Here is a 22,964-nt window from a genome sequence, read left to right as displayed (position 1 = left end):
CGTGAGGGCCGACCGCCTCGTGGAGCGACTGAGCCTGAGCACCAGCCGCTGTAGGCGAAATGAAGCACAGCAGGTCCATCGTGTTTGAGCCCGCCAGGGCGAGTTGATGGACCGGCGCGCAATGAGCCGTACAGCGGCGGTGAGAGAGGCACTCGAAGCGTAACGAGGTGGTTGGTCCTCACGAATCACACATCCACTAACAGGAGCATACACCATGCAACTCACAGTTAATGGCAAACAGACCAGCATCGCGGACCAGGAGACCCTGTCGGTAACCAACCTGCTGGAAACCCTCCAGGTCTCCCAGCGGGAATACGTGACCGTGGAACTGAACGGCGAGATCCTCGACCGGGCCGACTTCGACGGTGCAACCGTGAAGAGCGGCGACGCGGTTGAATTTCTCTACTTCATGGGCGGAGGGGCGGCATAAATGTTCACCGAAGAGCAGATCAACCGTTACTCGCGCCACATCCTCCTCAAGGAGGTCGGTGGCAAGGGTCAGAAGAAGCTTCTCGACGGCCGGGTCCTGGTGATCGGGGCCGGTGGCCTCGGTTCCCCCATCGCCCTCTACCTGGCAGCGGCCGGAGTCGGCACCATCGGCCTCGCCGATGCCGACGAAGTGGACCTCTCCAACCTGCAGCGTCAGGTCATCCACTTCACCCCTGACGTGGGGAAGCCCAAGGTGCTGTCCGCCAAGGAGAAGATGGAAGCGATGAACCCGGATGTCACGGTCAAGCCCTATCAGGCCTGGGTCACGGCCGACAACATTGCCGACATCGTAACGGATTACGACTTCGTCATCGACGGCACCGACAACTTCGCGGCCAAGTTCCTGATCAACGACGCCTGTGTCCTGGCCAACAAGCCGTATTCCCACGGCGGCATCCTCCAGTTCGACGGCCAGACCATGACCGTGGTGCCGGGCGAGTCTGCCTGCTACCGCTGCATCTTCCCGGAACCGCCCCCCCAGGAGGTCATTCCCACCTGCTCCCGGGCCGGGGTCATCGGCGTCCTCCCCGGCGTGATGGGCACTATCCAGGCCACCGAGGCGATCAAGTTCCTGCTCGGCGCCGGCGAACTGCTGACCGGCCGCCTCTTGACCTACAACGCCCTCAGAATGCGGTTCAGGGAGATCGCCATCAAGAAGAACCAGAAATGTCCCATCTGCGGGGAGAACCCGACCATCACCGAACTGAGGGACGAAGTGAATGCCGTGAACGTCTGTGACCTGGAGCACTGAATGCTGAAGCTGCCACGCGCCATATACGATGCCCTGATCGGCCATGCCCGGGAAGGTTTTCCCCTTGAGGTCTGCGGTATCCTGGGTGGGCTGGATGGCGAGGTGAGCGGCCATTTTCCCATGACCAACATTGATGCCAGCAGCGAGCATTTCACTCTGGATCCGAAGGAACAGTTCCGGGTCATCAAGGAGCTCCGCGCCAGCAAGCTGGAAATGGTGGCGGTCTACCACTCGCACCCGGCTTCCCCTGCCCGGCCATCGGCCGAGGATATCCGCCTGGCCCTGACCCCGGACATCTCCCACGTCATCGTTTCCCTCGCGGGGCCGGAGCCGGTCCTGAAGTCGTTCAGGATCACTGACGGTGTGGTGGAGCCGGAAGAAATTTCACTGATATAGTCATGAACGAGGAGAATCAAGCCGTGTCGGAACAGAAAAACACAACACAGATCGACCTGAAAAACCTCAAGGCAGGCGGATTCATCAAGGAGCGGGGCAAGGACCTGTTCACGGTACGGCTGCGCGTCCCCGGCGGCCGGATGTCGGTGGAACGGCTGAAAAGGATCGCCGCCGTTGCTGACAAGTACGGCAAGGGGTTCGTGCACCTCTCGGTTCGCCAATCGATCGAACTGATCAACATCAATTTCAGGGACTTCGACGCGGTTGTGGATGAGTTGGGCGAGAAGGAGCAGAAGGTTGCCTCGTGCGGCGCCAGAGTCAGGGTACCGACCGCCTGCGGCGGCTGCGAGTACAACCCCAATGGCCTGGTCGACACCCAGCGCTCGGCACTGGAAGTGGACGAGAAGCTGTTCGGCACCGTCACCGGCCACCATAAGTTCAAGGTCGGCTTTGCCGGCTGCCCGTTCGACTGTCCCAAGTCTGCCACCAACGATGTCGGCTTCCAGGGTGCGATCTGGCCGGAACTGCAACAAGACGAATGCATCAGCTGCGGCCTCTGCGCCAAATCGTGCACCGAAGGGGCCATCACCATGGGTGGGGACGGCAAGCCTCTGTTTTCGGCCGACAGTTGCCTCTACTGCGGCGACTGCGTCAAGGTCTGCCCCACCGAGGCGTGGAAAACCGCCAGAAAAGGGTACACTGTACGGATCGGCGGGAAGTGGGGCCGCCGGCCCCTGATCGGCACCCTGTATGCGGAATTCCTCCCGGAGGAGCAAGTCGTGGAGTTCGTCCACGAACTGCTCGCCTGGTACGGGGAGAAGGCGGAAGGACTGGGACGGATCAGGATCGGCGATATCATCCTCAAGGAGGGGTCCCAGTCGCTGGTCGAGCGGCTCCGGTCGAAGTTCCCGGACCACGTGGTAAAGGAAACGATTCCACCGGCAGTCATTCCGACCCAGGTGGGAAAACGATGAATTCCGCAGGGGCATTCCCTGAATAGTCCCTGCCCAAGAGGATAAACATGAAATCCATAGACCTGCGCGGCATTGCCTGTCCGACGAATTTTGTGAAGGCCAAACTGGCCCTGGAGATGATCGATGAAGGGGAACAGGTCGAGTTCCTCATTGACGACGGCGAACCCGTGAAGAACGTGCCGCGAAGCCTGAAGGGCGATGGGCACAAGCTCCTCGGCCTCAAGCAGGACGATGCGGGACATTACCTCCTCCTGATCGAGAAGGTCGGAGAATAACAAGGCGGACCATGGTCGTCGAACGGAACAAACTCCAGCAACTGCTTTGCGTACCGTTCCGGTATGGCGCACTCTCCGAGCTCCGCCGCGAGAAGAATGTCTTTTTCGTCGGAGGAGAACTCCCGGCACACCAGACGCTGGAGACCATTTTCGACAGCTGCGTCCAGCGGTCGGCCGAGCTCTTCTGCGTGCAGTTCGACAGCGTGGACAGTTTCCACCTGGGCGAAGAACTGACCCGGCTGATCAAGAAGAATTTCAGCGTCCATGTCGTCGGCCGGTTCGACGGGCCGGTCCCGCTCCATCTCCTGGAACGGGCCTATGCGGCCGGGGTGGATATCATTGACATCCCGCTCGTCGTAGCAGACACGGCTCTCTCCCGGGAGCGGGGAACTGGACGGGAGGCGCGGCTCGCTTCCCTGGCCGGGGCGCTGCAGATCTTCCCCCACTGGGGCGTGGCCTCGACCCTCATTGCCGGTGACGAGCCCCCCTGCTCCACCGTCAGCGGCATCGATTTCCTTGCCGGCCGGGGTATCGTCCCCCTGGTGACGCTGTCACAGCGTGGCTCGCACTATGGCATTGACGAACTGGAGGGGATCTTTCTGCACCTGGCCAAGGTATGGCGGAAACAGCGGATGGTGACGAAACCGCTCTTACCGCTTCTGGATCTCTCGACCCCCCTGGAGCCCGCCCGTCACGGCGGTATGCTCAAAGGGTTCATCGATCGCCTGTACGACCGGCAGTTGCTGGCGGCATCGGACCTGCGCCGCTCGCTCAGGGTCAGGCAGATCGAGGAATCGTTCGAATCGTCGGGACTCTGACCAGTGAAACGTGAACGTCAGCATACCGACGCGGCAGAAACGGCACCTGCCCGGCTCTTTGACAAGCCATTGAAGATCGACAACCGTCCCATGTGGCTCATTGTCCTGGACCGGACGGTGAGATACCAGGTACTGATCGGGCTGGTCCTGCTCTGCGCAGTACTGTTCCATCTCACGCCGCCGGAAGGGCTGTCCCGGTCGGGGTACCAGGCGCTGGTCCTGTTCGGCGCAACGATCTTCCTCTGGGTGTCAGGGCTGCTTCCCATCGCGGTGACCGCCCTCCTCTCCATGGTGATGCTGCCGCTTCTCGGGATCATGGATGCCAAGAAGACCTACGCCATGTTCGGCAACGAGGCAGTTTTCTTCATCCTCGGCGCCTTCATCCTGGCCGCGGCCATGACCGGCACCGGCATTTCGGCCCGGCTTGCCAGGGCCATGCTGGCGCGGTTCGGCAGTACGCCGACGCGGCTCGCGGCCACGGTCTTCCTCCTGTCGGCGCTCCTGTCGTTCGTCATGAGCGAACATGCGGTGGCAGCCATGATGTTCCCGGTGGTGGCGGAGATCGCCTCCTCCCTCAGGCTGGAAAAGGGAACGAGCAGCTACGGCAAGCTCCTCTTCATGTCCATCGCGTGGGGGTGCATCATCGGCGGAATCGCCACCTTCCTCGGCGGGGCACGGGCTCCGCTGGCCGCCGGCATGCTCAAGGAAAACACCGGCCTCACCTTCGGGTTCCTGGAGTGGACCTTTGCCGCCTGCATGATCGTCATTCCGCTCCTCTTCATCGGCTTCCTGCTCCTGGTGCGGTTCTTCCCCCCCGATGTGGCGAGCGTGGACGAGGGGTTGAGGTTCCTGAACCGGAAAAGGATCGAGACGGGCAAAATGGGGTACGACGAGATGGTGACGGCAGCGGTGATGGTGGCGACCATTGTCTGCTGGATACTCCTGGGAGAGAAAGCTGGCCTGGCAGCCATCGCCATTCTCGGGGCAGCTGAGCTGTTCACCTTCCGGGTCGTTACCTGGGAAAAGATCGAGGAGTACGTGAACTGGGGTATCGTGCTGATGTACGGCGGCTCCATCGCCCTGGCGAGCGCCCTGGAGAAGACCGGCGCCGCAATCTGGATCGTGAAGAAGGGGATGGGGTTCTTCTCCCACTCCCCCTTGGTGGCCATCGGGGTCATCTCCCTCGTCTCCATGGTCCTCACCGAGTGCATCAGCCATGCAGCGGTGGTGGCGATCCTCATGCCGATCGGCATGGGACTTTGCAAGGCAACGGGGTTGGACCCGAAGGTGATGACCCTCGCCATCGCGCTACCGGCAGGACTTGCCTACTGCCTCCCCATGGGGACCCCGGCAACGGCCATATCGTACGCCTCCGGCTACCTGAAGAGCAGGGACATCATCGTCGCCGGCAGCATCATCATGGTCATCTCGTGGCTCTTGTTCCTCGGCTCGGTGCTGTTCGTCTGGCCGCTCCTCGGGCTGAAGATCTGACACTGAAACATACGTACTGCAAGAAAGATGGAAAGGTCCTGACATGACAGCAACTCTTCCAGAAATACCATCAACCGCGACCCCCCGGGAGATCCTCCGCCTCGGCATCGAGGCCGCCAATGGTCCGGTAAAACTCGCCTGCTCCTTTTCCGTGGAAGACATGGTGATCATCGACATGGCATCAAAGGCCGGGCTCTCCTTCGGCATCTTCGCCCTGGACACCGGTCGGCTCAACGAGGAAACCTACGAGGTTGCCGATGCCCTCGCCGAGCGGTACCGGCTCCGGGTCGAATGGTTCTTCCCGCGCCACGAGGCAGTGGAGGAGCTCCTGCGCAAGAAGGGGCCGTACTCCTTCCGCGAGTCGCTGGACAACCGCCACGAATGCTGCCACATCCGCAAGGTGGAGCCGCTCGGTCGGGCGCTGAAGGGGTTGGCGGGGTGGATTACCGGGCAGCGCCGGGACCAGAGCGTGACGAGAACCGGCCTGCCCCCCATCGAGATCGACACGGCAAACGGTGGCATCCTCAAGATCAACCCGCTCCTGGAGTGGACAACGGAACAGGTCTGGGAGTATGCTACACAGCACAGGGTACCCACCAACCGGCTCCACGCCCAGGGGTATCCCTCCATCGGCTGTGCCCCCTGTACCCGCCCGGTTGCCCCCGGCGAACACCCCAGGGCCGGCCGGTGGTGGTGGGAGAATCCGGAACAAAAGGAATGCGGCCTGCACCGTCGCTAACGCGGCGAAGTGAGGAGTGAAGAGCTCACACCTCACTCCTCACCGATTCGACGAAGGAGAATCCATATGTACGACCATCTCGACGAACTGGAAGCCCAGTCGATCTACATCTTCCGTGAGGCATACCGCAAGTTCGAAAACCTTGCCATGCTCTACTCCATCGGCAAGGACTCGACCACCATGATCCACCTGGCGCGGAAGGCCTTTTTCGGCAAGCTCCCCTTCCCCCTGGTGCATATCGACACCACCTACAAGTACCCGGAGATGATCGAATACCGGGACCGGATGGCCAAGGAATGGGGTGCCGACCTGATCGTCGGCCGCAATGAAGAGGCAATCGCCTGCGGCATGGGGCCGGAACAGGGACGGCTCGTCTGCTGCGAAAAGCTGAAGACCGAGGGGCTGACCCAGGTCATAGAAAAGAACGACTTCCACGGCCTATTCCTCGGCATCCGCCGCGACGAAGAAGGGAGCCGGGCCAAGGAGCGGGTCTTTTCCCCCAGGGACAAGAACTTCGAATGGGCCTACAAGGACCAGCCACCCGAGCTGTGGGACCAGTTCAACACGACTTTTGCGCCGGGCACCCACATCCGGGTCCACCCAATCCTCCACTGGACCGAGCTGAACATCTGGGAATACATCAAGCGGGAAGGTTTCGAGATCTGCCCCCTCTACTTCGCCAAGGACGGCAAGCGGTTCCGCAGCCTGGGCTGCATGCCCTGCACCAAACCGATCGATTCCACGGCAGTGACGGTGGATGAGATCATCGAGGAGCTGAAGATCATCAAGGTCCCGGAACGGGCCGGCCGCGCCCAGGATCAGGAGAATGCGTATGCCATGCAGAAGCTGAGGGCAAAAGGGTACATGTAGGGGCAAACCTTGTGTTTGCCCGCCTCTCGGGCGATCACAAGGATCGCCCCTACGATGAATTTATGACACAAACAAGCGCACCCAAAAAAATAGTCGTCGCCATGAGCGGCGGGGTCGACTCCTCGGTCACTGCAGCGCTTCTGAAGTCACAGGGGCACGACGTCATCGGCGTCACCATGCAGCTCTGGGACAAGGGGCGCCAGGAGGCGGCCGCCGAGGAGGAGTTTCGCCCCTGCTGCACCCTGGAGGACGCCATGGATGCGGCCCGGGTCGCGGCCCGGCTCGGGATCGACTTTCATGTCCTGGACCTGGAGGAACTGTTCAGGAGCGAGGTAGTGGACCGGTTCGTGGCCGAGTATCTGCACGGTCTCACCCCCAACCCCTGCATCGTCTGCAACGAGCGGATCAAGTTCGGCATCCTCCTGGACAAGGCGCGCGAATTGGGCGCCGACTACCTGGCCACCGGCCACTATGTCCGCCTGGAGTGCGGCGATGACGGGCTCATGCGGCTGAAAAAGGCCGATGACCGGAAAAAGGACCAGTCCTACTTCCTCTACCGCCTCTCCCAGGAGGTGCTGCAGGCAGCCATCTTCCCGCTCGGAACCCTCACCAAGCCGGAGGTGCGGAAGATTGCCGACGAGTACCAGCTGCCGGTGGCGAAGAAGGCCGAAAGCCAGGAGATCTGTTTCGTCGATAACAACGATTACGTGGCGTTCATCGAGAAACGGAGCGAGACCGCCCACCTTTCCGGCACCATCGTTGATCGCCAGGGAAAAGTCCTCGGCCGACACAGCGGCACTCACCGGTACACCATCGGCCAGCGTCGCGGGCTCGGCATCGCCGCCCCCCGGCCGCTGTACGTGCTGGCTACCGACCCGGCCAGCGGCACGGTCACGGTCGGCTTCGAGGAAGAACTGTACAGCGACTTGCTGACCGCCGGCAGCGTCAACTGGCAACAGCCGCCACCTGCAGCGGAATTCGCGGCAACGTGCAAGATCCGCTACCGCCAGGAACCGGTTCCCTGCACGGTGAGGGTGCTGGACAACGATCGGGTACAGGTCGACTTTCCGGAACCGGTGAAGTCGGTGACCCCCGGCCAGTCGGTGGTCTTCTACGACAACGATACGGTACTGGGTGGCGGCTTGATCGAGTCAGGAACGGAAAACTAAGGGAGATAACGGATGCAGAACTCTGAAACGCTGAAAATAGTCATTGTCGGCCATGTGGACCACGGCAAATCGACCCTCATCGGCCGGCTGTTCTTCGACACCGGGAGCATCCCGGAGAGCCGCTACCTGGAGATCGAGGCCACCTGCCGCGCCCAAGGGAGGGAATTCGAATTCGCCTACCTGATGGACGCCCTGGAGGAGGAGAGGGACCAGAACATCACCATCGATACTGCGTCCACCTTCTTCAAGACCGAACAGCGCTCCTACGTCATCATCGATGCCCCGGGCCACAAGCAGTTCCTGAAGAACATGATCACCGGCGCCTCGTCGGCCGATGCCGCCATCCTGCTGGTGGACGGCGTGGAAGGGGTGCGGGAGCAGACCAAGCGCCACGCCTACGTCCTGTCGCTGCTCGGTATCCGCCAGGTGGTGGTGACCATCAACAAGCTGGACATGGTCGGCTACGACCAGAAAGTCTTCCGGGAAGTGGAGAACGATATCCGCGCTTTCCTCCACTCGGTGGACATCATCCCCTCCTACGTCATCCCGATCTCGGCCCGCGAAGGGGAGAACATGGCAGCGCGCCACGGCGGGACCCCGTGGTACACCGGCCCGACCGTCCTGGAGGCGCTGGACACCTTCCAGAACGTGCGCGGCGACACCACCCTCCCCTTAAGGCTGCCGGTGCAGGACGTGTACAAGTGGGACGGCAAAAGGATCTACGCCGGCCGGGTGGAGACCGGAGAGATACGCAAGGGGGACGAGGTAATCTTCCTCCCCTCGGGCAAGATCACCCGGATCAAGAGCGTTGAGCAGTGGCAGCAGCCCGATCTGGCAGCGGCCGGTGCCGGGGCCTGCATCGGCGTCACCACCGAGGACGAGCTGTTTGTCGAGCGAGGCGAGGTCATCGCCCACCGCCGCAATGCTCCGGTCAGGACGAAGGAGCTCAGGGCCAGCATCTTCTGGCTGGCGGACCAGCCGTTCAAGGCCGGCAAAACCTATACCCTCAAGCTGGCCACGGCAGAGGTTCAGGCCACCGTGCTGGCTATCGAGGAGCGGCTCGACTCGTCGACCCTGGAGGTCACCGAGCGTCACGCCCCCGAACTCATGGCCACCGAGGTCGGCAACGTCCTTCTCTCGCTGAAGTACGAGATCGGCGCCGACCTGTACAGCGAGAACGTCCGTCTGGGGCGTTTCGTCATCGAGGACGGCACCCAGATCGGCGGCGGCGGCATCATCCGCAGCTTTGCCGACGGCACCGGTACGGCCTCGCAGCGGATCAGCCTCAACGATACCTTCATCATCGGCGACGAGGGGAGCTTCGTCGACCTGACCGGCGAACGGGGAAACATCGAATTCGACGTTTCCGTCACCTTTCTGGAGTACCTTGGCCAGGGAAACCGGGTCCTGTTCAAGCTGCGCGATCCGGGGCAGATCGAGCCGGTGGCCCTCATGGCCTACGAGCACCACCTGAATTTCACCTTCAGCCGCAACAAGGACCGGGTCAACCTGATCCTCTTCAGGAGTCCGACCCCGACGACGCTTTCGGCAGCGGATCTGAACGGCAGCCTGTAGCCGGCAGCAGTTACAGTTCTTCCCATCAAACGCGGCCCCTCCCCTTCTCCGGGTGGGGCCGTTCCTTTCTTCATCTGCCGGGTGAAGTGGTGCCGATTTTTGAGGCTGGTGTATAAGCAATGAACCGACCTACGAGAGAGGTGAGGGGATGCTCAAATCCATTGCCATTCCCTCGCTCCAAGAAGAAGCACGACGGGCTCTGCTGCGCCGCCGTCATATGCTGGGCGATGCGTCAGGCGCTGCAAGCAGCGGATCAAAGGGCTTATCCTTTTCCTCGGTATCGATGAGTCAAAGGAACTGGGGCATTGGCAAAATGGAGTTGACGCCATCCTCCGTGCCCTGCCCGTAGATCCGGCTGCACACTTGACGCTGGAAAGTTACCTGCGCGAGCTGACGTTTGACCAGGAAGAGCTGCGCAGGGTTGAACTCCGCTGGCAAAGTCAGAAGAACTGGCAGCGAGCATGGCATGTTTGCAGTCAGTACCCGGCGTCGGGACGGTTGTTGCCACCACCTTTGCCCTGGAACTTTTCCGTCCACAGCGGTTTAAACGGCCAGAAGAGGTCACCAGTACCACGTAACACATAATATTTCGTACAAACCTAATTTGTAGCTGCGATGGAGGATGTTCTGGAGATCTATCCCCTGCCGTATAATCCCGATTATCCGGTGGTATGCATGGACGAATCTTGTAAGCAAATGATCGGCGAAGTTCGCGAGCCGATACCGTGCGCACCATGGTACTGGAGCTGGAGATTAATGCTCAAAGAAAAGTCTTTTCACTTCATGGTGATGAAGTCAAGCTGACAAGGTAGCCTTCACGCCTTCATTCCAGGCGGCCAGCATCCGGCTTCCCACGTCATGAAACTCCGGGTGCTCCTCCACATATGCAGACACCATAACCTGCGTATCGTTAACTCCATCCGCAATCTCTTCAAAGATCTGCCCGATCTTCCCTACCGGCAGTGCCAGATGTGATACCGCAAATTTCTCAAGAACCTTTCGCGGCCACCACTTCTTGGTACCTGTCAGGGAGAGCGCAGGAACATCCTTGGGGATGTACGCCACCGTGGTCACCATATCATACACCGGCGCCAGACGGACCGGTTGGCCGGGCCGCTCATACAGCACACCAAAATTCTTCAGATGGGCATCGCCATTTCTAATCATGCAGGAAAGTACAAGCGATGCGAAAAATTGCTCGCGGGCAGCTTGCAGGAACTCTCCTGATACGTAATCCTTGATGGTTCGCGCCACCCGTTCGTAGGTGCTGCCGTATTTCTGGGTGGTGCCAAGGGCCTGCAGGGAGCACATATCCTCAAAGCCCTGAGAATATCCTTCGGCGTCCAGATCGAACCGTTTCATCACGAACAGCCCGCCATTCCCGGAAAGATGGAATTCCGGCACCGGCAGACCGGCTCGCTTGGCAACGGTCATACAAAAGAACTCATTTGCCGCCAGTTGCGGATAATCGGCTCTCCAGGATTTCACGATATACCCGCCAACGGCGGCGGTTCCCCGTTCGGTCGCATCCAGCATGACCTTCGGCTGTACGCCGGAGACGCCGGAACGGAGGGCATACTTCGCAACCAGATCATGAAACAGCTCCTCAGTGTCCGGGTATGACAACAAGTCATCCAGCGATTCAGTAGTTTCCACAACGCCGGGAGCACTGTCCCCTGGCAGGGAAAAGCGGTTGCGACCGATCTGGTTGCCGCCGGTAACGCGAAGAATGGTCAAATCGTCTTCACCGGCGAGCTTGGCAATGGCACGACGGATAGCCTCAAGCAAGGCACCTTCCGGAAGGTTCATCTGGAATATCGGGTGGAGATCACGGCTCAACCAGCTCTCCAGGCGTACCGGCATGGTAAGCGACACCTGGACATCCGGTGACGCTACAGATTGATCATACGCAAACACATACTGGTGGCGGTCGTCCGGAGTCCGATCCAGGAGACCAGCCCGAAAATCAGCAGCCCATACAGCCAGTGGCTGGGCACTCATTTCTCATCCCTCAATTCATCTAAAGTCGGCGGCACACCTGCCGGTCTCACCCTGAGTTCAAGATCGAGGTATTCCAGCATTCTGATCAACTTGCGGACACCGATCTCCTGGACCGTTCCCGATTCGATCTGGCTGATCGTTGTGCGGCTCATCTCCAGGTCATTTGCCATCTTTTCCTGGGAGATCTTCCGGCGCTTGCGTTCATTGCGTATCTTTTCACCGATCTCGAATAGCATAATTGCATTCTATACGAAACAATTTATCCCTTCAACAATAATTTGCATTATATACAAAACAGTTTGCTCGTGACAGTTTACGCCATGTACTTCATCGCCCCAACAATACCGTTGCTATCTTGTTGTTTTTTTTAAAAGCATTATTCTGATAACGGAAACAATAACGGATACAACAGATGCAAGTGGGAGAAAATGTGGGGCCAAAGAGGGTAATTGTTCAAATTGCTGCTCAGCACCATTAGTGTCCGGAATAATTTTAGAACAAATTAAACTGGTTAGGTTTTTGAGTAATTTTGCTTTCGTAATCACAAAACGTAAGTAGCTGGTTTAGTTCAGTTTTTTTCAAAAGCCGATACGCTCAGAATCTGTAGAATTTGTAGCAGTAAAGCAGCAACGTCCCCTTAGGCCGTCCCCGTAGGCCACTAGTGCCTGCCCAACTCCTCGTCAGCCCGCTGCACCAGTTGCGCGGTAACGTCAACCTCCTTGCCAAAGTAGTAAACACCGGCAGCACGATCCAGGACCACGGAGTAGTTGCCTTCGCTCCCAAGCTTGGTCATGAGAGTGCCGAGTCTGGCAAGTGCGGGCTTGGGGGACGTAGCTGCTTTATTGCTTTATGAAACTTTTTTTGCTACTTTGCCTCCATGCCACGACAAGCTCGAATCGACATCCCGGGCCTTTTGCAGCACGTCATCGTCAGGGGGATTGAACGCTCCGATATTTTTCTGGACGATGATGATCGAAGTCGCTTTGTAGAGCGCTTGAGTAGCCTGCTGGTGAAAACCGGCACCGACTGCTTTGCCTGGGCACTTATCCCCAATCATTTCCATTTGTTGCTTCGCTGCAATCATGCTGATCTTTCGCGATTCATGCGGAGTCTGCTGACCGGTTATGCCGTAACATTCAACCGGCGTCACTTCCGCAGTGGACATCTGTTCCAGAATCGTTACAAGTCTATTGTCTGTGAAGAAGAACCGTACTTGCTAGAATTGATCCGCTATATTCATCTAAACCCATTGCGAGCCGGTCTGGTGAAGGACCTTGACGAGTTGGCCGTTTATCCGTGGAGTGGTCATGGGGTATTGCTGGGGGGCAAGGTTCTGGCCGGTCAAGCAATCGATGAAGTGTTGGAGCTGTTTGGCAAAAGGGTCAAGGGTGCCCGACAGGCCTACCTGCAGTTTGTGGCAGATGGCGCTGCAATGGGGAAACGACCAGAATTGACTGGCGGCGGTTTGCGGCGCAGCCAACTGCTGGAAAGTACAGCAACTACCATTGGTGATTATGACGAGCGTATTTTGGGTGACAGCGAATTCGTGACGTCTTTACGGGAGGAGCCGAGACTGAGCGGCAAGCTGTCCCGTACTATCGACCTTTCCTCTTTGCAGGCAATGATTAGTGACTATTGCTTAGTACCGGTAACGGCTATGGTCCGACGTGGCCGTCGGAATCGGAACTCGGAAGCACGTGAGTTGTTCTGTTATCTGGCTGTCAGGGAACTTGGTTATTCCGGCGCACAAGTCGGAACCATTCTTGGTATGGGAAGCTCGTCGGTGAGCCGTGCGGCGAGGCGTGGCGAGGAGCTGTTTGCGTCGCGAGAAGAGTGCAAGGAGTGGTGGCTGAGAGCGTTAAAGCAGTAACGTCCCCTTAGGCCCTACAACTCATCGTCAGCCCGCTGCACCAGTTGCGCGGTAACGTCAACCTCCTTGCCAAAGTAGTAAACACCGGCAGCACGATCCAGGACCACGGAGTAGTTGCCTTCGCTCCCAAGCTTGGTCATGAGAGTGCCGAGTCTGGCGAGCAGTTTTTTCAGGTAGTCTGCCTCGATCTGCTTCAGTTCTTCCTGGGCCTCCCGCTGACGGCTCTGGAACTCGCGCCCCTTTTTCTGCAGGAGCTTTTCCTTCTCGGCTCGCTCGTCAGCAGACAACTTGGCAGAGTCCTTGTCAAACTCTGCTCGCATCTTTTCGAAGTCGGCCAACAGGACCTTCAACTCTGCATTGAACTGTTCCGTCTTTTTCAAGAGGTCGGCACGGGCGGCGATTCCTTCCTTGCTTTCCGACACGGCACGCTGGAGATCGACAACGCCTATCTTCAGCGGTGTCGAGGCCTGTGCCTGACCTGCAGTCACGACAGACAAGAAAATCAGTGCACTAATGAATCTATTCATCATTTCAATCTCCTAACGCATTCTGAAGTGAAGTGCTGCTTGCAGCAGCATTGTCGGATCCTAAGCCAATTCCCCATGGCTGGGCAAGTTACGATTATGTCAATATTTCGTGTCCGCTCCCGCCCCGTGAGATTTTTCACCCAGAATTTGCCCAACCGCAACATCAGCGAAACATCCATTGTCGATACTCATTAACGAACGTGAGAGGCTACGCCATGGGACCGACTATCCAAGAAACGCCGAGACTCATCGACATCATGCGACCGGCATCGGTTACCGGCCCGAACCTTCTGGTACAGGAGGTGGTCCTCCTTTTCAACCGGGACCAGGGGCTCATGGCGCTTCCGGTAATGGAGAACGATCACCTGATCGGTCTCGTCCGGAAGACCCATTTTTTCCGTTCCCTGAGTCGCCCTTATGCACTGGAGCTGTTCAACCGACTCCCGATCCGCGAACTATTGGAAGAAAAACCATTCAGCATGGGCGCGCAGGTGGATATTCACCAGGCCCTGACACTCCTGCTGGAGGTTGACCCGGCCCTGGAAACGGACTGTTTCCCGGTAATCGAAGAGAGTGGGTGTCTCGGCATCGTGACGGTATCAGACCTGATGATGAGCATTTCCCATGACCAGATGCGCCTCTTGACCAGGCTGGAAGAATTGAGTTCCCGCATCAGGGAGGAGGTGGCAAAAGCGGCCTGCATCCAGCACGCGCTGCTCCCCCCTGCCGATTTCGGTTTTCCCGGTGTCGAACTGGCTGCGGCACTGGTCAATTCGACGGAAGTGGGTGGCGACTATTACGACTATTTTGTCGTCGACAGTCACCGCCTCGGGTTGGTTATTGCCGATGTGAGCGGCCATGGCGTCCAGGCGGGAATGGTCACCACCGCGGCAAAGGCGAGCCTGAACACCCTTATCGGCCAGGGGGTGACAACGCCGGGAAAATTGCTTGCCGCCATGAACGAAGCGATCCTTGCCGCTGCCCGGCAAAGTCTCCTGATGACCTGTCTGGTCGCAATCATCGACTGCGACCGGGGACATATCCGCTTTGCCAATGCGGGTCACAATTTCCCCTACCTGCATCGGCAACGTGGCAACAGTCTGGAAATGCTCCAGGATGCGATCGGTTTTCCGCTGGGGTTCGATGCCGGCGGAATCTACCAGGAATGCACGGTATGCTTTGAACCGGGTGATACCTTCATCTGCTACAGCGACGGGATCAGCGAGTGCGGCAATGGTGAAGAGGAGTTCGGTTACGACAGGCTGGAAGGATGCATCCTCAGCCTGATGCAGCATCCGCCACGGGAGATGGTTGACGGCGTCTTGGCCGGCATCCGCAACTACTCCGGCCGGGAACGGTTCGAGGACGACGTCACCATGGTGGTTGCCCGCCGTGTGAGTGTTCCTGCCGAAACAGAAAAAACCAGCACAGGAGGGAATTCATGAACTCAACACCGGCAATTCTGGCACTCTTTCACGATCAGGCTGACCATGCAACCTGGTCTCAGCTCCTGAAAGCTCTCCCTGCGCGGATAAACCTCATGATCGGCAAGGGAATTCACACCGGGCTGCGCTCTCTGGCAACCCTCTCCCCCCAGCCGGTTCTGGCCCTGGTCTCCGGCAAGATCTACCCATCACCTGCCGTCGATCTGGTCAGGGAACTGCGACTTGTGATGCCGGATCTGGATGTGGTTGTTATGGCCTCGGCGCATGAACACCAACTCCCGGTTCGACCGCTCATGAATGACAGGGTCAGACACCTAGCCGTCACCGACCCGGCACGGGAACCTGACCAGGCTTTTAGAGCACTTTGCACACTACTCAGCAGGAAACCATGGGAACTGGCATCCTACCTGAAACCGGCCACCCAGGTCATTGAAGTTGCCAACGTCTCCCCTTACAAAAAAGAGGCGGCACTGAAACGTATCGAGGCCCTGCTTGCCGGTCAGGCCGAGGACCTGGATCTGCTTCGCCAACGGGCGGTGCTGCTGGCTGACGAGATGCTGGAGAATGCCTTCCTCGTCTCTGATACGGAACCCAAGGGTGAGCGGCAGGAGACGGATATCACCCTCAGGGCCGGTTTCGACGGCGAATCCCTGGCACTGCAGGTCGTCGACCGCCAGGGCAGTTTCTTCCCGGAAGATGCCCTGGCTTTCCTGGCCCAGCATCAGGATGGCACGGTACCGCTCGACCAACCGCACGGTAGGGGGCTGTTCATCATCTGGCGGTTTCTGGATCATTTCCACGTGAATATCAGGCCCGGACTGGAAACCGTAATCGGCGGACAGCTCAGACGGTCGGCATCCCTGGTTACCGACCTGCCAAAGGGGTTTCACTTCTTCATCCAACCACCCTGCCGACTCAATCTTTCTCTCACCTGAGGCGGTGCAAACAGTCGCTTTACCCCTTTCCCGCAAGCGATAGATACCGCTTCACAGGAGTACAGCCATGAGCAACATGTTCAACGTCGTTCACAGAAGTTTTCCCGGGCACGATGACTTCACTTTTTCCGGCATCATTGACGCAAAGGCCGACGTGCTGCTCGGCGAGCTTCCGGGCAAGGTCTCGTCATCGTTGGTCAAATGCAATTTTCAAAACGTCGGACGGATCAACTCCATGGGGATCGCCCTGCTACTCCGTTGCTTCAAGCAGATTCGGGACGAGCGTGGGGCGGAGATCCGCATTAAGGCCCTCACCCCTGTCAATGTCATGCTGTTCAAAATGACCGGGGTGTTTCTCCTGGCAAGCCAGGATGAAAAGGACCCGGCATGAAACTGTTCGGCTACGAAATATCCCTGCTGAACTTCACGCGACTGGACCACCAGATCGGCAAATTCCGGGCGATACGGGACTCCTATCGGGAAGCCAATGTTCAGATTTACGGTGAGCAGTTGGCGCGGCTCCTCGATGGGGATGAAATCTGAACAGATGGCCAATCAATTGCGCGCGAGATGGGGATTCGAAACAAACGCCACAGGCCCAGAGGCATGGAACACCGACAGCGGTACAAATCCCGACCTGGCCGTACTGAGCGCACTCGATGAGCTGATCCGGAACAAGCGGCTGACCTCTCACTTTCAACCCATCTATGCCGCAAAAGGCGGGGCGGTCTTCGGCTACGAAGCCCTGGCCAGACAAAAAGGTCCCTCACCATTTTTGGACATCGGCGAGCTGTTCAGGACGGCCAACACCACGGGTTGCCTGAACGCTCTGGACAAACTCTGCCTGGAGACCGCCCTTTGCTGCCTGGCCGAAACCCGGTTCCTCGATCACAACTGGCATCTGTTCATCAATATCTGCCCTGAAACCTTCATGGATCCGGCCTTCCCCTGCCGGATCTTTACGGAACTGATAAGAGGGATGGGGGTCTCCAGTGAACGGGTCATCCTGGAGATAACCGAGGAGAGCGTGATTTCCAACTATGCCCTCTTCCGGAGTTCGCTGGACAACTACCGGCGGCAGGGGTTCAAGATTGCCGTCGATGATTTTGGCGCCGGTTATGCCGGGCTGAAGATGCTGTCAACGGTCGAACCCGATTTCGTGAAGATCGACCGGCACTTCATCGCGAATATCGACCGATCGCTCATCCATGCCAACCTGGTGGAGGCCATCGCCACCGCCTGCAATCGGATCGGAATCAAGATCGTAGCCGAAGGGATCGAACGCCGCGAAGAACTTGCGGTCGTCAGCAACATGGGGATCGACCTCGTCCAGGGATTCCTGCTCGGCAGGCCCGCCCCATCTCTGAACGATTCGCCGGCAACCGCTTTGGCCAGCCTTTCCGGACCGGAGGTAAACCTTGTCGTATCCCAAGGCGAGCGTCTCTTTATCGGCGATATCGTCGCGCATGTCGAGCCGGTACGAGCCGGCGACCAGGTTGTCACCGCCTTCCGCAGATTTCTGGACCAACCGGGACTCATGTCACTACCGGTTGTGGAGGAGGAGCGGGTTGTGGGCATCCTCAACCGCAGCAGATTCCTCGAAAACCATATCATCGGTTCCCACGGCTACGGATTCTCAATGAACTCCAAGAAGCGGATCGGCGAGGTGATGGAACAGAACATCCTGCTCTTCGAGGCAAACTGCACCATCGAGGAGGCATCCAAAAAGATCAACACCAAATCCGACATCGCCCATACCGCCAACCTGGTTGTGCTTAAGAATGGCCGCTATCGGGGAATAATCGCCATCAATCTGCTGCTTGATGCCCTGACCGAACAGAACGTGCTCCTGGCAAAGGATTTCAATCCACTGTCGGGACTGCCGGGTAACAACGCCATCCAGCGGGAGATCAACCGGCGCCTCGCCCAGAACATGCTCTTCGATGTCCTCTACATCGACATCGACCACTTCAAACCATTCAACGACCATTACAGCTTCGAAAAGGGGGACAATGTCATCAGCGCCCTGGCAGGGATCATCTCCGGTACCCTGGCACTCCACCGGAACCCGTTCAACTTCGCCGGCCATATCGGAGGCGACGACTTCATCGTTATCACCAGGCCGGCAAACTCACTGACGGTCGCCGAACAGATCATCGCCGATTTTTCCGCTCTCATTCCTGCTCTCCACGGCCCCGACGACCACGCGGCTGGCCACTTCCTCGCCCCGAACCGGCGCGGGCAGATCGAGTGGTTCCCGCTCCTCTCTCTGTCGATCGCCATAGTCAGCACCGAGGTCTGCAACATTGATTCCTACCCCCAGCTTGCCTCCATTGCCTGCGAGGTCAAGAGAGCCGCAAAAAGGCAGACCGGCTCTTCAATCTGCCGCGACCAGCGCAGGTTGCGTTGAAACAGCCTTTGGCAGGAGCAACCACAGGCCATCCCGACATGATTTTTTCAAATCTTCAGCATACCGTAACATGACGGCAACGGTCATGGTGTAGACTCTGCCCAACGTTCGACGCATCTGCATACAACAGCAGAGGGTACTTTGCCGCCCCTTACCGTGGACCCGGAAAGCCCGTGCAGACCAGCCGTAGGCTCATCTGCGTGCGGGTTCAACGGTTTTCCGGGAGGGATCATGATCCAGTCAGTATTCGGCGGGAAAAGACAAGCGCTGACGGTGCCATTGCTGATAGCCGTCACGCTGGCATGGCCAATCAACAGTCATGCCGAAACCGCGTACAAGAAGGTACCGGCAGAGATTGCAGGGCAATTGGCGGCAGGCGTTACCCTGGACGTCATTGTCCTCTTCGATGACGACGATATCGAACGGGAAGCGCAGCAACGCCGCAGTCAGACCGGGATTCACTACGACGACGAGGCCCTTCTCGCCTTCAAGGCCGGTCGCTACCGGCAGATCAAACAGCAGGTCGAGGCCGGCATGGTACCCGGCGACGGTGAAACCGTCGAGGAGTACGCACACCTGCCAATGGCAGTGAAGCGATTCCGCTCAAAGGCCACCCTTGAGGCATTCCTTGCCAAGCCGGAAGTCACGGCCGTGTACGCAAACAGGTCCATCTACCCTCACCTGACCTACAGCCTGCCGTTCATCAACCAACCGGCTGTCGCCGGTATCGGGATGACCGGCAGCAACACCACCGTGGCCGTCATCGACACCGGCATCAATTATACGCTGCCCGCCTTCGGCTCATGCACCGCCCCGGGTGTCCCAGCCAGCTGTCGCGTGGCAGCCTCTGTCGATGTCACCGGTAACGGCGTCACCCTGAATACCGATCCTACGGGTCACGGTACCAACGTGGCCGGCATCGTTGCCGGCGTTGCCACGGGCACACGGATAGCGGCGATAAACGCCTTCTCCGCCGGTGCTTCATCAACCAGCTGGGTCATCGCCGGTATCGACTGGGCCATACAAAACAAAGCAGCCTTCGGCATTGCCGCCATCAATATGAGTCTTGGCGACGGCTCGAACAACAGTTCGGCCTGCGGCAACAAAGGCACCAACCCATTCGTCACCCCCATCAACAACGCCATGGCTGCCGGCATCATACCGGTGGCATCGTCCGGGAACTCGGGATTTACTGCCGGCATGGGCAGCCCGGCCTGCACCCCCGGCGTGGTCTCGGTGGGAGCGGTCTACGATGCCAATTGGGGGGGCCCGTACACCTGGAGCGCTAACTGCACCGACAGTTCCTCCGGCCCGGACATGATCCCCTGCTTTTCCAACAGTGCATCTTTTCTGACCATGCTTGCGCCGGGCGCCTTTATCACGGCAGCGGGCATCCAGATGGCCGGAACCTCTCAGGCCTCTCCACACGTGGCCGGAGCGGTTGCCGTAGTGCGTGCTGCCTTCCCCGGGGAGACGCTGGACCAGACCGTCGCCCGACTCACCTCCAGCGGGATATCCGTCACGGACAACCGCAACGGCATCACCAAGCCGCGTCTCAACCTGCTGGCAGCCATCGGTCCGCCGTTCAACGACATGTTTGCCAATCGCGCCCTCTTATCCGGCGACGCCGGTCAAGTCGTTGCCACGAACCTTAATGCCACCAAAGAGCAAGGTGAACCGCTTCACGCCGGCAATGCCGGCGGCAGGTCGGTCTGGTGGCATTGGACTCCGTCGACCTCCGGAAAGGGATCATTCAATACCCATGGCAGCGGCTTCGACACGCTCCTCGCGGTGTACACCGGGACCATCGTCACCGGTCTGACCCAGATTGCCGCCAACGACAACGACGGCAGCCCCGGCAACACCAGTGGTCTCACCTTCACGGCCCTGGCGGGCAACGACTACCTCATTGCGGTCGACGGCTTCAACGGAGCTGCCGGAAGCATCACGCTCAACTGGAACCTGGCGCTGCAGGCCGATCTCGCCGTTGCCATGACCGTCGACAAGAGCGCACCGGTAGCCGGCAGCACCCTGACCTACAGTGTCACCGTCAGCAACGCCGGCCCTTCCGCAGCCGTCAACCTGTTGATATCGGCCCCGATCCCGGCCGGGTCCAGCTTTGTTTCCGCCACACCCGGCTGCACCGTCTCCACCGGCAAGGTTTCGTGCTCAATGGGAACGCTGGCCGCCAACGCAAGCAGCAGTGTCCAGATTGCCATCAGCCCTGGAGCGGCCGGGTCTCTCACCTTTACGGCAAATGCGGCAGCCGATACGCCTGACCCTGTGGCAACGAACAACAGCGCCAGCGTGACGGTCACCGTCCTGGCTGCCGGCAGCCCGGCAGTACCGGCGTTGTCCGTATGGGGAATCCTTGCCGGTTTTGCCATATTGATGGGAATTGGGTTACGGAGAGGGGAAATCGGTACTGCCTGACAATGTCACCCAGTGGTTGTGTAGAATTATTGTGCAAAATGCTGGACGTCTTGAATTGATGGTCAAATCTTCGCTTTTCAACACGTCTATCCAGAGGTTTTCAATAGCAGCTGTGGATTCGCCGGAACATCACCCGTAACGGGAACAACCGGCAGCTTTCCAATCCTGTATCACCCCCATCAGGGTGGCCTCCAGCAGCAGTTCTTCCCTGGTCTCAAACTGGTGTGCCGTTTTTGTCGCCTCACGCAGTCTTCCGGTATCGGCCAGGAAGTTGTGTATCAGGTCAACAATCTCAACCGTTGCGGTTTTATCGGTTATCCCTTGCCAATCGCTACCGAGTAGGCGCACAACGTCAGCCAGGGGAATCGTTTCATGGGAACTCTTTTCTCTATTTCGCCAATCCGACACAAGTATGGTCAACATCTGATCAAGAATCATACTCTCTTCAGCACCGTTCGATGTGATGGTAAATCTAGGCAGCTCGCCGTGGTATCAGGGGTTTCGTTTCCGGCCTTATCGGCAGTTGGTTCAGATGAACCCCCTGATGGACCCAGTATCCGCAGATGAAACAGTTGATGCCAAAGGCAGGACCGGTGTCCACCGTCAACTCCTGCTTGAAGATGCCGATGCGCGCCTTGCATTTTGGACAGGTCATCTCTTCCTCCTCGTTGGTCACTCCGCACTCAGAACAACAGGTCGGACAAAAAACTTTCAGGAAAAGCGCGGTAACACATTACGCCTGCGACTAACATCTCATTTCGGGGACATTGTAACTCCAGATTATGAAGATCAAGCTACAGAGAGGTAAAAGTTCCATAAATTTACATGCCAAAAAGCCCACATCAGTTGACCGATGTGGGCTTTGACTGCAACGTCAGGCAATGGAAAGGTTATCCCACCTTTCCCACTCCGTGCCTGTTCAACAGGAGCCCGAGCAGCTTGTCGTCTGGGAGCATCCCCGCCGCCCGCTTGACATCCTGTATCGACGTTTTCCCCTCGGCCACCACCATGAGCACATGGTCGACCAGCGGGGCGAACACCAGGGCATCGGCACCGGTGGTGATCGGCTGCACGTCGAAGATGACGAACCGCCCGGGATACCTGGCCTTCATATCCTCGATCAGCTCCTTCATACGTGGGGAACCGAGCAGTTCGCTGCTCTCCTTGATGGTTCTCCCTCCCGAGATGATCGTGATCTTTTCGATCCCCGGCCAGGTGATCAACTCCGTGACCGGCCGGTCGTCCAGGAGGTAATCGATCAGCCCCCGATCGCTGCTGTAGCCCAGACGCTTGTGGATCTGCTGCTGTTGCAGATCGCAGTCGACGAGGAGAACCGTCTGCTGGAACTCCTTGGCCAGCACAAACGCCAGGTTGATTGCCGTCGTCGTCTTCCCCTCGCCCTGGACGGCACTGGTCACCATGAGTGAATTGCCGCCGTCCTGCTGAATCCTCTGGAGAATCTGGGTACGCAGGATCTTATAGGCATCGAGGGTCATCCCTTCACCGGCAAAGACCACCCCCCGGTTGGCCGTAACCACCTCAGGAGAAAGGGTGACGGACCGTGAAACGGAATATTTGGGCGAAAACCATCCCAGCTTCTCCCGATCGACAGCAGGCTGCTCCTCCTGCTCGACCGACGGTACGCATGTACTTTCGGTTGCGACCAGCGTCTCATCAAGGGACTGCTCGTCGGGTACCGCAACTGGATTTTTCTGAATCTTCTTCCTCAATTGCGACAATCGCTCAATGTTTGCCATATGCAAAAATCCTCCGCGTAAGACTGGCAGGTCAAGTTT

26 protein-coding genes are annotated in these 22,964 nt (G+C 58.6%); 19 read left to right on the top strand and 7 right to left on the bottom strand.

Features of this window, described 5'->3' with window-relative positions:
* Nucleotides 1–214 precede the first annotated feature (214 nt).
* The 12 genes from thiS to JN12_RS21205 all read left to right on the top strand — a co-directional run bounded on the left by thiS (nt 215) and on the right by JN12_RS21205 (nt 10,125).
* Nucleotides 215–430 (top strand): sulfur carrier protein ThiS, encoded by a 216-nt coding sequence (thiS, locus tag JN12_RS10295; RefSeq protein ID WP_145022162.1) that lies wholly within the window; start codon nt 215–217, stop codon nt 428–430.
* Nucleotides 431–1,240, top strand: coding sequence for a HesA/MoeB/ThiF family protein (locus JN12_RS10290; RefSeq protein WP_145022159.1), 810 nt, complete (start codon nt 431–433; stop codon nt 1,238–1,240).
* A complete protein-coding gene (locus tag JN12_RS10285; RefSeq protein ID WP_145022156.1) occupies nt 1,241–1,636 on the top strand; it encodes a M67 family metallopeptidase in 396 nt (131 codons plus the stop codon).
* A 23-nt stretch (nt 1,637–1,659) separates the two neighbouring features.
* Nucleotides 1,660–2,610, top strand: a complete 951-nt coding sequence (locus JN12_RS10280) for a 4Fe-4S dicluster domain-containing protein (RefSeq protein ID WP_145022153.1) — start codon at nt 1,660–1,662, stop codon at nt 2,608–2,610.
* 47 nt (nt 2,611–2,657) lie between these two features.
* A complete protein-coding gene (locus JN12_RS10275) occupies nt 2,658–2,885 on the top strand; it encodes a sulfurtransferase TusA family protein (protein ID WP_145022150.1) in 228 nt (75 codons plus the stop codon).
* A gap of 11 nt (nt 2,886–2,896) precedes the next feature.
* Complete coding sequence (locus tag JN12_RS10270) at nt 2,897–3,703, top strand: hypothetical protein (RefSeq protein ID WP_145022147.1); 807 nt, start codon at nt 2,897–2,899, stop codon at nt 3,701–3,703.
* A 90-nt stretch (nt 3,704–3,793) separates the two neighbouring features.
* On the top strand, nt 3,794–5,194 hold the full coding sequence (locus tag JN12_RS10265; RefSeq protein ID WP_145022414.1) for a DASS family sodium-coupled anion symporter: 1,401 nt from the start codon (nt 3,794–3,796) through the stop codon (nt 5,192–5,194).
* A gap of 43 nt (nt 5,195–5,237) precedes the next feature.
* On the top strand, nt 5,238–5,933 hold the full coding sequence (locus JN12_RS10260; protein ID WP_145022144.1) for a phosphoadenylyl-sulfate reductase: 696 nt from the start codon (nt 5,238–5,240) through the stop codon (nt 5,931–5,933).
* 66 nt (nt 5,934–5,999) lie between these two features.
* Entirely contained in the window at nt 6,000–6,803 is an 804-nt protein-coding gene (gene cysD, locus JN12_RS10255) for a sulfate adenylyltransferase subunit CysD (protein WP_145022141.1), read from the top strand.
* A 62-nt stretch (nt 6,804–6,865) separates the two neighbouring features.
* Nucleotides 6,866–7,972: a tRNA 2-thiouridine(34) synthase MnmA gene (gene mnmA / locus JN12_RS10250; protein ID WP_145022138.1), complete on the top strand. Its 1,107-nt coding sequence runs from the start codon at nt 6,866–6,868 to the stop codon at nt 7,970–7,972.
* A gap of 12 nt (nt 7,973–7,984) precedes the next feature.
* A complete protein-coding gene (locus tag JN12_RS10245; protein WP_145022135.1) occupies nt 7,985–9,547 on the top strand; it encodes a sulfate adenylyltransferase subunit 1 in 1,563 nt (520 codons plus the stop codon).
* A gap of 461 nt (nt 9,548–10,008) precedes the next feature.
* Nucleotides 10,009–10,125, top strand: coding sequence for a transposase (locus JN12_RS21205; protein WP_407925383.1), 117 nt, complete (start codon nt 10,009–10,011; stop codon nt 10,123–10,125).
* Nucleotides 10,126–10,342: 217 nt separating this feature from the next.
* On the opposite strand, the gene JN12_RS10230 is transcribed toward JN12_RS21205, so the two are convergent.
* From JN12_RS10230 to JN12_RS10220, 3 genes are all read right to left on the bottom strand, one after another.
* Entirely contained in the window at nt 10,343–11,548 is a 1,206-nt protein-coding gene (locus tag JN12_RS10230) for a type II toxin-antitoxin system HipA family toxin (RefSeq protein WP_145022132.1), read from the bottom strand.
* Nucleotides 11,545–11,784, bottom strand: coding sequence for a helix-turn-helix domain-containing protein (locus tag JN12_RS10225; protein WP_145022130.1), 240 nt, complete (start codon nt 11,782–11,784; stop codon nt 11,545–11,547). Before JN12_RS10225 ends, JN12_RS10230 begins: the two co-directional genes overlap by 4 nt.
* Before the next feature lie 422 nt (nt 11,785–12,206).
* Nucleotides 12,207–12,341, bottom strand: coding sequence for an OmpH family outer membrane protein (locus JN12_RS10220; protein WP_145022127.1), 135 nt, complete (start codon nt 12,339–12,341; stop codon nt 12,207–12,209).
* 120 nt (nt 12,342–12,461) lie between these two features.
* Between JN12_RS10220 and JN12_RS10215 the strand changes: the two genes are divergently transcribed.
* On the top strand, nt 12,462–13,418 hold the full coding sequence (locus JN12_RS10215; RefSeq protein ID WP_246125830.1) for a transposase: 957 nt from the start codon (nt 12,462–12,464) through the stop codon (nt 13,416–13,418).
* 14 nt (nt 13,419–13,432) lie between these two features.
* On the opposite strand, the gene JN12_RS10210 is transcribed toward JN12_RS10215, so the two are convergent.
* Nucleotides 13,433–13,948 (bottom strand): OmpH family outer membrane protein, encoded by a 516-nt coding sequence (locus JN12_RS10210; protein WP_145022121.1) that lies wholly within the window; start codon nt 13,946–13,948, stop codon nt 13,433–13,435.
* A gap of 212 nt (nt 13,949–14,160) precedes the next feature.
* Here JN12_RS10210 and JN12_RS10205 point away from each other — a divergent pair, with 212 nt between their 5' ends.
* The 6 genes from JN12_RS10205 to JN12_RS10185 all read left to right on the top strand — a co-directional run bounded on the left by JN12_RS10205 (nt 14,161) and on the right by JN12_RS10185 (nt 21,168).
* Nucleotides 14,161–15,390 carry a PP2C family protein-serine/threonine phosphatase gene (locus tag JN12_RS10205; protein ID WP_145022119.1) on the top strand — a complete coding sequence of 410 codons (1,230 nt, stop codon included), beginning with the start codon at nt 14,161–14,163 and terminating at the stop codon, nt 15,388–15,390.
* Entirely contained in the window at nt 15,387–16,325 is a 939-nt protein-coding gene (locus tag JN12_RS10200; protein WP_145022117.1) for an ATP-binding protein, read from the top strand. The genes JN12_RS10205 and JN12_RS10200 overlap by 4 nt, the downstream gene beginning before the upstream one ends.
* Nucleotides 16,326–16,392: 67 nt before the next feature.
* Nucleotides 16,393–16,716 (top strand): STAS domain-containing protein, encoded by a 324-nt coding sequence (locus tag JN12_RS10195; protein WP_145022114.1) that lies wholly within the window; start codon nt 16,393–16,395, stop codon nt 16,714–16,716.
* The gene (locus tag JN12_RS20475; RefSeq protein WP_170241896.1) at nt 16,713–16,868 is read left to right on the top strand and encodes a hypothetical protein; all 156 of its coding nucleotides are present in this window, start codon (nt 16,713–16,715) and stop codon (nt 16,866–16,868) included. The genes JN12_RS10195 and JN12_RS20475 overlap by 4 nt, the downstream gene beginning before the upstream one ends.
* Nucleotides 16,869–16,872: 4 nt before the next feature.
* The gene (locus JN12_RS10190) at nt 16,873–18,735 is read left to right on the top strand and encodes a GGDEF domain-containing protein (RefSeq protein WP_170241895.1); all 1,863 of its coding nucleotides are present in this window, start codon (nt 16,873–16,875) and stop codon (nt 18,733–18,735) included.
* A gap of 231 nt (nt 18,736–18,966) precedes the next feature.
* A complete protein-coding gene (locus tag JN12_RS10185) occupies nt 18,967–21,168 on the top strand; it encodes a S8 family serine peptidase (RefSeq protein ID WP_145022110.1) in 2,202 nt (733 codons plus the stop codon).
* A gap of 129 nt (nt 21,169–21,297) precedes the next feature.
* Here the strand turns inward: JN12_RS10185 and JN12_RS10180 are convergent, their stop codons facing one another.
* The 3 genes from JN12_RS10180 to JN12_RS10170 form a co-directional block, all read right to left on the bottom strand.
* Entirely contained in the window at nt 21,298–21,591 is a 294-nt protein-coding gene (locus JN12_RS10180) for a hypothetical protein (protein WP_145022108.1), read from the bottom strand.
* A gap of 49 nt (nt 21,592–21,640) precedes the next feature.
* The gene (locus tag JN12_RS10175; protein WP_145022106.1) at nt 21,641–21,823 is read right to left on the bottom strand and encodes a hypothetical protein; all 183 of its coding nucleotides are present in this window, start codon (nt 21,821–21,823) and stop codon (nt 21,641–21,643) included.
* Between the two features lie 235 nt (nt 21,824–22,058).
* On the bottom strand, nt 22,059–22,925 hold the full coding sequence (locus JN12_RS10170; protein WP_145022103.1) for an AAA family ATPase: 867 nt from the start codon (nt 22,923–22,925) through the stop codon (nt 22,059–22,061).
* Nucleotides 22,926–22,964: the final 39 nt, after the last annotated feature.

The sequence above is a fragment of the Geobacter argillaceus genome, assembly GCF_007830735.1.
GTDB classification, from domain to species: Bacteria; Desulfobacterota; Desulfuromonadia; order Geobacterales; family DSM-12255; genus Geomobilibacter; species Geomobilibacter argillaceus.
The sequence above is the reverse complement of the archived record's forward strand: the minus strand, read 5'-3'. Positions and strand labels throughout refer to the sequence as shown.

Excerpts from the sequence above, each read along its gene's own strand:
- JN12_RS10290 (WP_145022159.1), top strand. The coding sequence starts at position 431 with ATGTTCACCGAAGAGCAGATCAACCGTTACTCGCGCCACATCCTCCTC.
- JN12_RS10245 (WP_145022135.1), top strand. The coding sequence starts at position 7,985 with ATGCAGAACTCTGAAACGCTGAAAATAGTCATTGTCGGCCATGTGGAC.
- mnmA (WP_145022138.1), top strand. The coding sequence starts at position 6,866 with ATGACACAAACAAGCGCACCCAAAAAAATAGTCGTCGCCATGAGCGGC.
- JN12_RS10285 (WP_145022156.1), top strand. The coding sequence starts at position 1,241 with ATGCTGAAGCTGCCACGCGCCATATACGATGCCCTGATCGGCCATGCC.
- JN12_RS20475 (WP_170241896.1), top strand. The coding sequence starts at position 16,713 with ATGAAACTGTTCGGCTACGAAATATCCCTGCTGAACTTCACGCGACTG.
- JN12_RS10220 (WP_145022127.1), bottom strand. The coding sequence starts at position 12,341 with ATGACCAAGCTTGGGAGCGAAGGCAACTACTCCGTGGTCCTGGATCGT.
- JN12_RS10270 (WP_145022147.1), top strand. The coding sequence starts at position 2,897 with ATGGTCGTCGAACGGAACAAACTCCAGCAACTGCTTTGCGTACCGTTC.
- JN12_RS10205 (WP_145022119.1), top strand. The coding sequence starts at position 14,161 with ATGGGACCGACTATCCAAGAAACGCCGAGACTCATCGACATCATGCGA.
- JN12_RS10230 (WP_145022132.1), bottom strand. The coding sequence starts at position 11,548 with ATGAGTGCCCAGCCACTGGCTGTATGGGCTGCTGATTTTCGGGCTGGT.
- JN12_RS10185 (WP_145022110.1), top strand. The coding sequence starts at position 18,967 with ATGATCCAGTCAGTATTCGGCGGGAAAAGACAAGCGCTGACGGTGCCA.
- JN12_RS10195 (WP_145022114.1), top strand. The coding sequence starts at position 16,393 with ATGAGCAACATGTTCAACGTCGTTCACAGAAGTTTTCCCGGGCACGAT.
- JN12_RS10170 (WP_145022103.1), bottom strand. The coding sequence starts at position 22,925 with ATGGCAAACATTGAGCGATTGTCGCAATTGAGGAAGAAGATTCAGAAA.
- JN12_RS10225 (WP_145022130.1), bottom strand. The coding sequence starts at position 11,784 with ATGCTATTCGAGATCGGTGAAAAGATACGCAATGAACGCAAGCGCCGG.
- thiS (WP_145022162.1), top strand. The coding sequence starts at position 215 with ATGCAACTCACAGTTAATGGCAAACAGACCAGCATCGCGGACCAGGAG.
- JN12_RS10260 (WP_145022144.1), top strand. The coding sequence starts at position 5,238 with ATGACAGCAACTCTTCCAGAAATACCATCAACCGCGACCCCCCGGGAG.
- JN12_RS10190 (WP_170241895.1), top strand. The coding sequence starts at position 16,873 with ATGGCCAATCAATTGCGCGCGAGATGGGGATTCGAAACAAACGCCACA.
- JN12_RS10275 (WP_145022150.1), top strand. The coding sequence starts at position 2,658 with ATGAAATCCATAGACCTGCGCGGCATTGCCTGTCCGACGAATTTTGTG.
- JN12_RS10180 (WP_145022108.1), bottom strand. The coding sequence starts at position 21,591 with ATGTTGACCATACTTGTGTCGGATTGGCGAAATAGAGAAAAGAGTTCC.
- JN12_RS10265 (WP_145022414.1), top strand. The coding sequence starts at position 3,794 with ATGTGGCTCATTGTCCTGGACCGGACGGTGAGATACCAGGTACTGATC.
- JN12_RS10200 (WP_145022117.1), top strand. The coding sequence starts at position 15,387 with ATGAACTCAACACCGGCAATTCTGGCACTCTTTCACGATCAGGCTGAC.
- cysD (WP_145022141.1), top strand. The coding sequence starts at position 6,000 with ATGTACGACCATCTCGACGAACTGGAAGCCCAGTCGATCTACATCTTC.
- JN12_RS21205 (WP_407925383.1), top strand. The coding sequence starts at position 10,009 with ATGGCATGTTTGCAGTCAGTACCCGGCGTCGGGACGGTTGTTGCCACC.
- JN12_RS10210 (WP_145022121.1), bottom strand. The coding sequence starts at position 13,948 with ATGATGAATAGATTCATTAGTGCACTGATTTTCTTGTCTGTCGTGACT.
- JN12_RS10175 (WP_145022106.1), bottom strand. The coding sequence starts at position 21,823 with ATGACCTGTCCAAAATGCAAGGCGCGCATCGGCATCTTCAAGCAGGAG.